Here is a 13574-nt window from a genome sequence, read left to right on the forward strand (position 1 = left end):
CGGCCTGCGAGGATTTGGACATGGCTGTAGGAATTCATGAGGGACATTGGAGTCGTTTACCCACCACCGGTGCCGATCGATTTAACACCCGTTTTGCCCTTCATGCTTGTTCTCACCCCATGGAGCAGATGATGGCACTGTTAGCGTTAATAGAAGGGGGAGTGTTAGAACGTCATCCTCAGCTAAGAATCGGATTTTTAGAGTCGGGCTGCGGTTGGCTACCCTATTGGTTATGGAGACTTGACGAAGAGTATCAAGTTACACCTTGGGAGGTCAAAGATCGGGTAAGATTAATGCCATCAGAGTATTTTCGCCGTCAATGCTTTATTGCCGTTGAACCCTCTGAACCTTATCTGTCCCAGCTTATAGACTACATTGGCAGTGACAATATTATCTTTGGCTCAGATTATCCACACATGGATCATAAGCCCGATATTGTTAGTCAAGTGCTTAAGCTTGAGAAAGATTTAGCTAAGGAAACAGTAGAGAAGATACTTGCGGACAATCCTACCCGTTTTTATGGCTCAGTCTGAGTTTTTACAGTAGAATCAAATTTATTAACCAACTTCCTGGAGGAATTCACCAATGGCACAGGTCTTTACTCGCAGTTATGTTCAAAATTTACAATCAAATTTGTCTATAAAGATTGGACAAGGACCAAAATCGATCGATGGCAATCAATACAATGATTACTATTTTCAGCTACTTATTTTTGAAAATGAAGACCACCCTAAATTAGTCTATGGAACTAAGGAAGCTTTACAAACAAAATATAATTTAGATTCCTCAAGTTTTCCTAGCTCAGGAGCTAAGGTTGACCCAAGATTTTGCCCATCACAACCTAAGGATGATCCTTTAGCTCAAGCAGAATTGAGTACCGTTTATTTCTTATTACAAACACGAAAGCTATCTCAGATGATTGCTTACACATGGCTTGAGCCGGAAAAGATACCAGATGAAATGAAAGCAAAAGTGAATTTGGTTAGAAAAATTTTGAGATTTCCTCACCAAAAAGTGTGTACTTATTGGCTTGATAAAGAAGGTGAAGAACGTATAAGTGAGATCGATTTATGCATAAAACTATTAGGAGATAGTAAAACCCACACCAAAAAATATAAATATAGTTGGTTGATTCAACCAGACAATATAAATTATGACTTTATTGCTTTGGCTCTTTTGCTGTGTGGGCAAGCTTTCTATAAAGATAAAGTTAACTTTTATTATCCCGATAAACATGAATATTTCGCCCAGATTTGGGAGCCAATTGGCAGTATCTATCAGCTAATCTTTGAATACGGCCTTGATGTTACTTGGGAGCTTTTTCATGGTGTTATGACAGAACTTGTTCATACAGGGAAAGATTTTCCAGCTGGTAAAATAACAGTCCCTTATCCACCCAGACCCAGTGAATTCAATGTTAGCCAATCTGACATTGAAACTTGGGCAAAGGCAAAAGAGTATGATGGTCCCTATCCATTTTATCCTAGCGAACATAGTGAAGACTGGAAGAATCACCAATTGAAGCACGTTTATCCACCTTCACCTTATATTCCCCTGAGTTGTTTGTAATTATCTTCAATTTTAATTATGAAAATTGGTCAGAGAATCAAGAGATGACGCAAATTGATCAGCTTGATTTTCTGACTGAACTGATAAGCCAATGGAAAAAAAATATCAAATCAGCGAAAAACTCTACGAAAGTGCTAACTCCTTAGTTTATCGAGGTTTTCGTCATGCCAATAATCAGGCAGTTATCCTTAAAATTCTCAAAGAAAATTACCCAACGCCATCGGAACTCACTCGCTATCAACAAGAATACCAGATCACTCGCTCTTTTAATGTTGATAATATTATTAAAGCTTATGATTTACAGCGATATGAAAACAGTTTAGTTATGGTTTTAGAAGACTTTGGTGGTCAATCTTTAAAATCATTACTAGAGCAAAGTCAATTCAACCTAGAAGAATTTTTGAAAATTGCCATTAAGATTGCTGAAGCTTTAGCTGTTATTCATAAAGCCAATATTATTCACAAAGACATTAACCCTTCTAATATTGTCTATAACCCCAAAACCGAAGAACTTAAAGTTATTGATTTTGGTATTTCTAGCCAGTTAGCTCAAGAATTTATCAGCGTTATCTCTCCCCATCAATTAGAAGGAACGTTAGCTTATATTGCACCTGAACAAACAGGAAGAATGAATCGTGGACTTGACTATCGTAGTGATTTTTATGCCCTTGGAGTCACTTTTTATGAACTTTTAACCAACAGACTTCCTTTTGAAACTACAGACCCAATGGAGTTAGTTCATTGTCATATTGCTCAAGACCCTTTACCCCTACACGAACTGATTCCAGACCTTTCCTTGGCTGTGTCTAATATTATCAAAAAACTATTAGCAAAAACCCCAGAAGAAAGATATCAGAGTGCTTGGGGAATTAAAAATGATTTAGAAATTTGTCTCAATCAACTCAAAAGAGGGGAACAGATTCAGCTATTTTCTTTAGGAAGTCGGGAGCTTCCAGAAAAATTTCAGATTCCGCAAAAACTCTATGGTCGAGAATTAGAAGTTGAAAAACTCCTAAACATTTTTGAAAAAATCAATCAAGGCTCATCTGAATTGATCCTGATTTCGGGTTATTCTGGGATTGGTAAAACAGCTTTAGTCAATGAAATTTACAAACCAATTACACGCCAACGAGGACGAGTTATTAAGGGCAAATTTGACCAACTACAACGATATATTCCCTATTCAGCAATTACTCAAGCTTTTCAAGATTTAGTAAAACAGTTGTTAAGTGAACCAGAAAGACATCTTGAAACCTATAAAGACAAGATTCTAGAAACTTTAGGAAATAATGGTCAAATTATTGTTGAGGTTATCCCTGAACTCGAAAAAATTATTGGTAAGCAATCTCCTGTAGAACCACTGGGTAAAACGGAAAGTCAAAATCGCTTTAACTTATTTTTTAAGCGTTTTCTCACGATTTTTTGTCAACCAGAACATCCCTTAGTGATTTTTATTGATGATTTACAGTGGGCAGATTTATCTTCTCTAAATTTAATTGAGCAATTAATTTTAGAGCCAGATATTAACTATTTTCTCCTAATTGGTGCTTATCGAGATAATGAAGTGGAAACAACTCATCCACTAATGCACACTTTAGGCAAAATTAATCAAGCCCAAAAAACAATTAATACGCTCTCTCTTTCACCTTTAAAAAGCAGAGAGATTAATCAATTAATTGCCGATACTCTAAATTGTTCTAGAGAATTAGCTAAACCCTTAGGGGAATTACTCAGCAGAAAAACCGAGGGTAATCCTTTTTTCTTAACCCAATTGTTTTATTCTCTCTACGATAGAAAATTCCTGTTTATTAGGGAAAATTTAGATTTAAAGAAAGCGAAGTACACAAAACAAGTTTATTGGCAATGGAATATACAACAAATTGAAAGTTTATCTATTACTGATAATGTAGTTGATTTAATGGTGAATAAAATTAAAAAATTATCTCAAAATACGCAACAGGTTCTCAAGTTAGCAGCTTGTATTGGCAATCAATTTAATTTAGAAATCCTTAGGATTATTAATAATAAATCTGAAACTATTACCGCTCAAGAACTACAGTTAGCTCTAGATGAAGGCTTGGTGATTCCCCTAGACAAAAATTATAAAATTCCTCTATTATGGAATGGAGAAGATTTGTCAAATAATAAGCTACAAGATGCTTTTAACTATTCTGCTGATATTTATTATCGATTTTTACATGACCGAGTACAACAAGCAGCTTATTCTCTTATTTCTGAAGAAGAAAAAGAATGTTTTCATCAGCAAATAGGACGTATTTTATTAGAAAAATATCAAGCAGAGCATCAATTAGAAGATAAAATATTTGATACTGTTAATCAACTTAATCAGGGAGCAATATTAATTACCGATCAGTTAGAAAAAAATCAACTGGCTAAGTTAAATCTAAAAGCAGGAAAAAAGGCAAAAGCATCAACAGCTTATGATTCGGCTTTAAGATATTTAGAAAAAGGATTGGAATTGTTGACATTAAATAGCTGGAAAACTGATTATCAATTAACTCTAGAACTTTATGTTGAAACCTTAGAATCTCTTTACTTAAATACTAAATTTTCTCAAATTGAAAAAATATCTGACACTATCTTAAAAGAAGCTAGAGACATATTTGATAAACTCAAGGTATATGAAATACAAATCATCTACTACTTTACAATTTTTCAACCTCAAAAAGCGATAGATATTGCCCTCAATGTTTTACCAGAACTAGGTATCAAAATTTCTCTTCAAGAAAATGAAATCAAAAAAAGAATTAGTAATCGCCAGAGATCCATAAAGTTGCTTTTAAAAAATAAATCGATTGAAGACTTGGCCGATAATTTGATAATGACTGACAATAAAAAACTAGCAGCTATTAAAATAATACTGCAAATTCGCTCTGCTTCAAATACAACTAATTTTCTTCTATTTACGGAATTAGTATTAACTTTAACTTATCTCTGTATCAAATACGGCAATCCTCCACAAGCTTCTACGATTTATGCTTTTTATGGAATGCTCATGTCGGGAATGACAGCAGAAATTGATTATGGTTATAAGTTTGGAAAACTAGCAATTAACTTATTAGAAAAAGATGATAATCAAAAATTTCAAGCCGAAATATTTTTTTTATATTATGCTTATATATGGTGTTGGAAAAATCCACTAAATGAGCAAGTCATTCAAGAAAAATTACTTTATGGCTTGCAACAAGGACTTAATACAGGACACAATGAATATGTTGGGTTTCTCGCACAGGCCTATTGCGCTATCAAGTTTTTAGGAGGATGCCAGTTAGAAGAAGTAGAACGAGATTGTGAAAAATACATTCATTTTGTGGAAAAACTTAATCAAGAGTATTCTCATAAATTCTTAGTTATTTTGACAAATACTGCTAAAAATGTACGAGATATTAATCACCATCAAGATTTTTTATTGCTAGGAACTTCCCAAGAGGAAGAAGATAAACATCTCCAAGAATATCTTGACCAAAATAATCAATGGTTACTATTTATTTATTATTTCGGAAGAATGATTGATTATTATATTTTTAATGATTTTGTTGCCTCCTTAGAAAACAGTCAACATACAGAAAAATATGTAGCGGTAACAAGCGGTGCAGCCCTATTTAAAGCACAACATAATTTCTATTCATCGTTGAGTTTTCTAGCTTATTATCATGACACAGAGCAAAATGATCAAAGAAAATTACTACAACAAGTAGATAACAATCAGCAGAAGATGGCAATATGGTCTAGTCATTGTCCAGCAAATTTTCAACATAAATATGATCTAGTTGAAGCAGAAAAAGCGAGAGTCTTAGGTCAAAACTGGGAAGCTCAAGAATTTTATGAAAAAGCCATTCAAGGAGCAAAAAAATATGAATTTATCCATGAAGAGGCTTTAGCCTATGAACGTGCCTCTGAATTTTATTTTACTTTAGGTAGAGAAGAAATTGCTAAACTATATCTCAGAAATGCTTATCATTGTTACACTCGTTGGGGTGCAAAGGCCAAAGTTAAACAATTAGAAGAAGAATACCCTCAATATTTATTAGGCATCAGCAATCAAAACAAATCTAAAGGACTGAGTACCACCATTTCAACTACTGGTAATGATGGAGCAGTTCTGGATTTAACCACTATTCTCAAAGCTTCGCAAGCGATTTCTGGAGAAATTAAACTGGAAAATCTCCTAACAAATTTAATGAAAATTGTCATTGAAAATGCAGGAGCGCAGAAAGGTTATTTGATTTTAGAACAGCAAGGAAATTGGGTCATTGAAGCTCAAGGAACAATTGATAAGGTAACGGTTAATATCCTAGAGTCAATTCCCATAGAATCTATCGACCATGATAACTCAATTCCTATCTTACCCACTAGCATTATTAATTATGTCGCTCGGACAAAAGAAACTATCGTTTTAAATGATGCCACTTCATCAGGTCAATTTACCAATGATTATTATATTGTGGCTAAAAAAACTAAATCTATTCTTTGTACTCCTTTACTCAATCAAGGTCAATTAAAAGGAATTGTTTATTTAGAAAATAATTTAACAACTAGCGCATTTACCTCAGAAAGGGTTGAACTATTAAATATTCTAGCAGCTCAAGCCGCTATCTCTATTGATAACTCCAGACTCTATCAAACCTTAGAACAAAGAGTAGAAGAACGGACAAAAGAACTCACAAACACTTTAGAGGTACTGAAAGCAACCCAAGCAGAACTTATCTTTGAAAATGACCTGCTTAAAAGTGCTGAACAACCTCCCAAATTTGTCTATCAAGTGGGGGGCAGTTTACCGATGGATGCACCGAATTATGTGGTTCGACAAGCCGATCGCAATCTTTATAAAGCTCTCAGACAAGGTCTATTTTGCTATGTTTTAAATGCACGTCAAATGGGAAAATCTAGCTTAATGGTACGGATGATGAGCCAATTACAAAAGGAGGGAATTAGATGTGCAGTAATTGACTTAACTCGGCTAGGAACAGACAATATTACCCCCGAACAATGGTATAAAGGATTAGCCGTTGATCTGCTCCGCAGTTTTGGATTAATCAAAGAATTGAAAACTTTTAAAGCTTGGTGGAGTGAACAATTAGACCTGCCTCCTGTACAACGATTAGGACAATTTATAGAAAATTTTCTTCTAGTTAATGACGATTTTGATCAGCGGCAATCTGGAAAATCGACTGTTATATTTATTGATGAAATTGATAGCATTTTAGGGTTAAAATTTGATGTCTCTGACTTTTTTGCTTTAATTCGTTCTTTTTATAACCAGAGAGCGATTCAACCTCAATTTCAAGAGCTAACTTTTGCCTTTTTTGGTGCTACCACACCTTCAGCTTTAATTACTGACCCCCAGAAAACACCTTTTAATATTGGTAACGCTATTGAATTAGCAAGTTTTAAAGAACACGAAGCTCAACCTTTATTATATGGGTTAACAGAAAAAGTCAGTAATCTTCAGACAATGCTCAAACAAGTCTTAAGCTGGACGGGAGGGCAACCTTTCTTAACTCAAAAACTCTGTCAACTGATGCGGGATAGTGAGCAACCAATCCCCTCTAATCAAGAAGAACAATGGTTGGCCAACTTAGTAGCAGAAAAAATTATTCAAGATTGGGAGATGCAGGATCAACCCGAACATTTAAAAACCATTCAAGATCGCCTTCTTCAAAGTCCAAACCGACCCCAGTTATTAACCTTGTATCGACAAATCCTCCATCAAGAACCAATACAGATTGATAACAATCCCTATTTACCTGAGTTATTTTTATCTGGATTAGTGGTAAAGCGTCACGGGAAAATGGACGTTCATAATCGGATTTATCAGACGATATTTAATAATGATTGGCTTGAGCGATCGCTGTCTTAATACCATGGTTCAAAAATTTATTTATACTGAACCAGTATATTGACTTATAAAGTACTTTTGATACAACTGACAACTGACAATTGCTTTATTTTCTCTGAGTTTAATTAAACCCATACTATTAAGTTTATAAGCAATAATTGGATCGACTATCATTGGTTGATTCCCTTGACAAATCTGTTGAAAAATACCGGCAAGTTCGGGTTGTTTTTGTAAAGTGACCCAGTGAAGCTGTAAATGAGAGGAATAAATTCCCGTTGATGTAGTTGCTGATTTGATTAAATCTGGCATCGTGATTTGCTCTTGGCTAAGATGATAAATCGCTAAATGAATCAAGGCAGGATGTCCCCCCACTAAGTCGATCAACTGTTGAATTTCGTTGGTTGCTAATTCATTTAATTGATATTTTTTTGCCAATTCTGCCACTTGTTCTTGACCAAAACCCTGTAACTCTATGGGTAATCCCACATTAAAAGGAGACTGTTCTAATCGCAGAGAAACATAAGATTCTGTGGATTGAACAATAATTAAACGTAATTTCTGCCACAGGGGAGATCGCTTAGATTCTTCATAACAAGCTCTGATTAAAGGTAAAAAATCTTCTGCTACTTTCGGATGTTCAAAGACTCGATGCACTCCATCTAAAGCCAATACCAGTGGCTGTTTTATCTCTCGTAAAATATACTCTTCAAAATAAATTGTCCAACTCATTTTAATTCCTATATCTTCATCCCAATAATCATCTAATTTGGCTTCTAAATTCAACTGCCGAGCGCAATTACGGCAAATCCAGCGTAAGAACTTGTTAAAATTTGCTATGATGTCTTGGTCTGCTTTTTGTAAATCTAAACTAACAATTTGATAACCGAATCGTTGTTGACAAGCCTCTAAAATTGTTAATAATAAAGAGGTTTTTCCCCATTTGTTGGGAGCTTTAATGCGTATTAACGCCCCAGATTGTCCGATTTCCTCGATAATTTTTGCTTCAAGTTTTGTTCGTTTTAGATAATAATAAGAATTATAGGGAACAGGAGCATCTGGGTATTCTGGACGCTCATTCTGGGGATATTCATTACCGCAATACTGAAGCGATGTGGAGTTGGTAAAATGAGATTGTAGTCTAGATAAAAAATTTTTTTTATTGATCGTTTCTCCGATCAGTTGCGAGACTCTATCATAGAGTCCTGGGGCAACTACATTGGCAAGATAGCTGCTACTATAACCGTTTTCTTGGGCAATTTCTTGATAGTTCTTTTTCTGCCAAAGTCCTCGCAATAATAATTGTTCTGTGTCATTGAGACAGCGATTCTCAAGCTTGAGCAGTTGCCGATTAAGAATCTCTTGGATTTCCTCGAATTTCATTATTTTTGTCTAAGGTAAGAAGATTTGATGGAATAGATTATTTGATTTTTCAGTTCCGTTGCAGCCAGAAACCCTGAATCTTGACATAACAGCACCGATTCAAACTAGAATTGGTATATTTGACAAACAAGCTGACGAGAACCAGCAACCGACAAAATTGTGCGATGGCAACCCTGAGAGGGATTCCATTCCCCTCTTGCTAGGAAATTATAGCATTTCTTGTCAAGGTCAATTACACGGCAGCAATTATCTCTTGATCATTTCTATCAAAACCCCTAAGTCTTCAGCGTCTAACTCCTCGATAATCCTATTAAGAATTAATTCGTAAAAATCCTCACAGGAGTTGAATAGACAGGGTTTTAAGTAGGTGGGTGGAATTAAATATAAGATGAACGTAGGTTGGGTTTCATGCTTCAACCCAACCTACGCATGGGTTACGCTACCGCTAACCCATCCTACAAATAATTGTGCCTCCCTACTTAGCAATCAGATGTACTGCATTTCAACTGCCTATTGAGAATTTTAGTACAGTGGCGGCTCCCAATCTTCGCGACAACGGTGAACAGTTACTGTTCAGAGTTCAATACACTTGCTCCCAGAGCTTCTAGGGTTTCTTGCAGCATTTCAGCGCGAGAGACATTACCCTGATCTTTCAATAATTGTAGGCCTTTTTGCCAAATCTCGATCGCCTCATTATAACTACCGAAAACTATATAAGCAACCCCTAGATTTTGGTAAATAGTGGGATTATCCTGGTTTAACTTGAGAGCTTTTTTATAAGCTTTAATCGATTCTGGTAGCCGATGCAGTTGTTTGAGAACCAGTCCTAAATTATAGTAACCATCGGCATAGCTAGGATCAATTTCTACGGTTTTCTCAAAGACAGATAAGGCAGTTTCGTATTTTTCTGCTTCGTATAATAACCCACCGAAATTATTATAAGCACCCAGTTTTAATTTATCTAAAATTGGCTGCTTAATCGCTTTAACAAAATGATCGCCTGATTGCTTAAATTCCTCCACTGAATAATAATAATTAGCGAGATGATAATACAACTCGTATAAAATATGCGGATTAGAGCCATGGCATTTTAAACCGTGTTTGAGCAGCTTAAAACCCTCTTTATCCCTGCCAATCTTCAGATATAACCCTCCCAATTTACTACACACATAGGGATCGTGGGGATGTTGCTGATAAAAACCCTCCATCGCTTTTCTTGCCCGTTCAAACTTATCTAAGCTGGCTATTTTATCGACGGTGTAACCGTAGTGAAAGATAGCAATTTCTGGCAGTTCAACTATTTTCCAACCAGGTTCTTTTTTTAATAAAATAGCCACATTATCATCAATAATTGAGTGATAGGGTCGGGTAAAAGTGACCTGAGGATGTCGGCGAAATAGCCGCGAAATTAGAGAATAAGGTGATTGTACGGCTCCGATTTCATGGCGGATTAAATTAATCACTAAATTTTCCTCTTTTTCCATTGCCCGACGCATTTTCGGTACGATAGCGGCATTTAATTCCTCATCAGCATCAAGGACTAAAATCCAATCGCCAGTAACATATTTTAAAGCCTCATTTCTGGCATCGGAAAAATTACCCCGCCAATCGTAGCTAGGAACTATGGCACCGTAACTTTGAGCAATAGCAATCGTATCATCGGTCGAACCCGTATCCATAACGATCATCTCATCCACCACCCCTTTAACGCTATCCAAACAGCGCCGGAGATTTTCGGCTTCATTTTTGACAATCATGCAGAGACTAAGTTTAGGCATAACTTTACTCACTCTAGCGGTCAATCTTGAGGGATAGCGGCTAATCAATAACCCACTGATTAGCGCTCACCGATTATCGATCATCCTCTGAGTCTACCTTAAACCGTTCTACCGAAGAAAGCAGCTCCCGGGAGATACTCACCAATTTTTGCAGAGAACCCGCCACCCGTTGGGATTCTTGGGAAGTTTCCTGAGCGGTTAACTCCACCGACTGCATAACTTGGGCGACATTGAGGGAATTTTCCCGTTGTTTGACCGTATCGGCGGTAATCGATCGCACCAGCGTATCGATACGATTAGAAACTTGGATAATATCTTCTAGGGACTTCTTCGCCTGTTCCGAGCGCTCGGTGACATCGATAACCTGTTGAATCCCTTCCTCCATCGCCGTCATTACCGAACCCGTTTCCGATTGGATATGTAAAACGATCTGTTCAATTTCCTTAAGCGATTTAGCAGCTCTATCGGCCAACTGACGCACCTCATCGGCCACAACCGCAAAACCGCGGCCCGCCTCTCCTGCTCGCGCCGCTTGAATCGAGGCATTAAGAGCCAATAAATTGGTCCGTGAGGCAATCTGAGAGACTACCGCGACAATTTTCGAGATTTCCTGGGAAGCTTCCGCCAAACGCTTGACTTTTCGCGCCGTTTCTGATACGGTCTCGCGGATTTGTAGAATTCCCGCCACGGTTCTTTCCACGGAATCACCCCCCTTCAGGGCGGTAATCGAGGAAGTGCGGGCGACTTCTTCGGCTTCCCTGGCGTTTTCTGCCACCCGTTGAATTGAGTCGGTCATCATCTGTACCGAATTAAGGGTGACGGCCAATTCCTCCGCCATCCGCAGGGCATCGCTAGACTGATTGCGGGCGAAAGATTCACTATTGGTACTGCCTTGATTCACCTGTTTTGCCGCTTTTTTCACCTGTCGGACAATTTCACGCAGGTTTTGGATAGTCAAATTAAAAGCATCGGCCACCGCCCCTAAAACATCGGCGCTTACCTCCGCTTCCACGGTCAGATCTCCCCGAGCCGCTCCTTCCACATCATCGAGAAGTCGAATCACTTGCCGTTGTAGGTCTTCCCGTTCCCGTTCCGTTTCGGCGGCGCGGCGTTGGGCTTCCGTGGTGGTAGTTACCACCACCCGAGCCATCTGATTGAAACGATTGGCCAGTTGACCGAATTCATCTTCCGAGTAGATCGTCGCTTTAGCGTTAAAATTACCTTCCGAGAGATGATCGAATTGGCTTTGCAGATCGTTGAGACTGCGCTTAATCTGACTAATTAGCAACTGTAAACCTAGCCAAGTCAGGGCCAGGGTTCCCAGTCCGGTTAATAACATCATGGTTAGTACCGGTTGACTGAAGGGGGAAAGACTGGCTGAGGCTGGCGGTTTCGGGGCCGGTTTGGGGGCAACATTTTCGGTTTTTGCCTGGCTATTCGGGGCTGGTTTGGCAGCCAAGAGCGTAGAAAGCCAAGAGGTGGTACTAACGGCAAAAATTATGATCACAGGGGTAATACCCGCTAAAGCCCCTAGGATTAGTTGTTTTTTGCCTAAAGAAGCGTTGACAAAAAAGCCTAATTTGCCCGGATTGACTTCCACCACTGGCTTGAGCAAGAGATCGGAGGCATGGGTAAGATGACTATCTCTTTTGTCATTGGGGGTTTTTAGACGAGAAGGATTAAAACTAGGCTCTCCCACACCAGAACTGGCATTAAGGCGCGCACCGGGTTCGGGGAGAAAACCACCACTTAAAGCTTCCCCCCCCGAAGGGGTAAATAGCTCCCAGTCCCCCAGTCCTTGAACCGTATCCGTCAGAGCCAGTGGGGAAAAACCGTCTAAATCCTCATCATTGAGTTCTGGTTCCCCAAAATCTCCGGTTTCGTCTTCCTCGTATCTTTTTTGAGTGACTCTGCCCTGATTAAGGCCAGTTTTTGCCCCTTGTGGGTGGGTCGATTCCAGGTCAATGGCAAAAGTGCTTTCTTCTAGGGTATCCCTATAGGATAACTCCTGATCTCTACCGGTCAGGGGATTTCCCCCCAGATCAGAGGAAACCATAAAAGTGGCTTCTCCCGTTGACCCTAACTCACCGTCCCACCCTTCCTCCAGCGAGTCAATCTCCGCCGCTTCTAAAAAGGGGAAAGGGGCTTCCCCCTCCGCCGAATCGCTAGACCACTGGGAACCGTGAGAGCCAGGGCCCGGCAGGGTAAGGGAACTAAAGGCGGTTTCCTCCGATTCCTCAAAATCATCGTCATAGGAATGGACTTTACTTACCGTAGGCTCGCTGGGATCCTCCTCATTGAAAAGACTACTATTCCAATCCAGCCCTTTTTTTTGTCCATCGGGGGCAGCCCCTTGCGACTTCCAGGAGCGAGAACGGTTAAAACTTTGACTTGGATCGAAAGCTGCCTCGCTGTAGGCAATGCTTTCCGTAGCAGCGATCGTAAAATCTCCCTCCTCGGCTTCAAAACGCAATTGCCGAATCTGATCGAGACCACGCTGGGCATAATCGGCTAGATCGGAACTATTGGGAGAATTTTTAGCCAATTGCAGCACTTTTTCGTAACGCTCCTCCGCCAATCTGTATTGTTGTAGTCCTAGATGAATGTGACCCTGTAAAAGCATGACATTGGCATCCTCGGGATACTTGCTGATCATCTCTTTGACAATGACGGCGGCATCCTCAAGGTTGCCCTGGCAATAGGCGGTGTTAGCCTTTCTATAGAGTTTTGCGTATTCTGTCCCTGACGGCATTTGCCCCTCCCCTAGTAAAGTTAAATGAAGTAGTTATAGCGTTTCCTGTTCGCACTAGGTACATTATCGATGTTGAAAAGCTTAATTAGCAAAGGTTTAAGTGTGCCACACAGGTGTGAGAACCGCTATAGTAGTTTAGAACTCTTGCAAATTAATTATATGTTATAATGATGGGTTAACTAATTTTCCCCAAAAAATTAGTTAATCAGTACATTTGTCCTGAATGAAAACTTGA

The 13574-nt window shown here is 38.7% G+C and carries 7 protein-coding genes; 4 read left to right on the forward strand and 3 right to left on the reverse strand.

Going from position 1 to position 13574, the window contains the following annotated elements; translation table 11 throughout:
* The 3 genes from PX482_RS20525 to PX482_RS20535 all read left to right on the forward strand — a co-directional run.
* Positions 1-533: amidohydrolase family protein (locus PX482_RS20525; protein ID WP_288122954.1), on the forward strand; the 533-nt coding region annotated here is incomplete at its 5' end.
* Between the two features lie 52 nt (positions 534-585).
* A complete protein-coding gene (locus PX482_RS20530) occupies positions 586-1569 on the forward strand; it encodes a hypothetical protein (RefSeq protein ID WP_002757623.1) in 984 nt (327 codons plus the stop codon).
* A gap of 91 nt (positions 1570-1660) precedes the next feature.
* Positions 1661-7450 carry an AAA family ATPase gene (locus PX482_RS20535; protein ID WP_288122955.1) on the forward strand — a complete coding sequence of 1930 codons (5790 nt, stop codon included), beginning with the start codon at positions 1661-1663 and terminating at the stop codon, positions 7448-7450.
* Positions 7451-7471: 21 nt separating this feature from the next.
* Here PX482_RS20535 and PX482_RS20540 read toward each other — a convergent pair whose 3' ends face one another.
* Positions 7472-8809 (reverse strand): AAA-like domain-containing protein, encoded by a 1338-nt coding sequence (locus PX482_RS20540; protein WP_002757619.1) that lies wholly within the window; start codon positions 8807-8809, stop codon positions 7472-7474.
* Between the two features lie 58 nt (positions 8810-8867).
* Here PX482_RS20540 and PX482_RS20545 point away from each other — a divergent pair, with 58 nt between their 5' ends.
* On the forward strand, positions 8868-9137 hold the full coding sequence (locus PX482_RS20545) for a hypothetical protein (RefSeq protein ID WP_288122956.1): 270 nt from the start codon (positions 8868-8870) through the stop codon (positions 9135-9137).
* A 238-nt stretch (positions 9138-9375) separates the two neighbouring features.
* Here PX482_RS20545 and PX482_RS20550 read toward each other — a convergent pair whose 3' ends face one another.
* Positions 9376-10587, reverse strand: a complete 1212-nt coding sequence (locus PX482_RS20550; protein ID WP_002757617.1) for a glycosyltransferase — start codon at positions 10585-10587, stop codon at positions 9376-9378.
* Between the two features lie 73 nt (positions 10588-10660).
* The gene (locus PX482_RS20555) at positions 10661-13339 is read right to left on the reverse strand and encodes a methyl-accepting chemotaxis protein (protein WP_288096320.1); all 2679 of its coding nucleotides are present in this window, start codon (positions 13337-13339) and stop codon (positions 10661-10663) included.
* Positions 13340-13574: the final 235 nt, after the last annotated feature.

The organism is Microcystis sp. M53602_WE12 (assembly GCF_030065455.1).
Lineage (GTDB): Bacteria > Cyanobacteriota > Cyanobacteriia > Cyanobacteriales > Microcystaceae > Microcystis > Microcystis aeruginosa.

What these genes read in the sequence shown, in the direction of transcription:
- PX482_RS20535 (WP_288122955.1), top strand. Translation starts at nt 1,661, where the DNA reads ATGGAAAAAAAATATCAAATCAGCGAAAAACTCTACGAAAGTGCTAAC.
- PX482_RS20540 (WP_002757619.1), bottom strand. Translation starts at nt 8,809, where the DNA reads ATGAAATTCGAGGAAATCCAAGAGATTCTTAATCGGCAACTGCTCAAG.
- PX482_RS20550 (WP_002757617.1), bottom strand. Translation starts at nt 10,587, where the DNA reads ATGCCTAAACTTAGTCTCTGCATGATTGTCAAAAATGAAGCCGAAAAT.
- PX482_RS20530 (WP_002757623.1), top strand. Translation starts at nt 586, where the DNA reads ATGGCACAGGTCTTTACTCGCAGTTATGTTCAAAATTTACAATCAAAT.
- PX482_RS20555 (WP_288096320.1), bottom strand. Translation starts at nt 13,339, where the DNA reads ATGCCGTCAGGGACAGAATACGCAAAACTCTATAGAAAGGCTAACACC.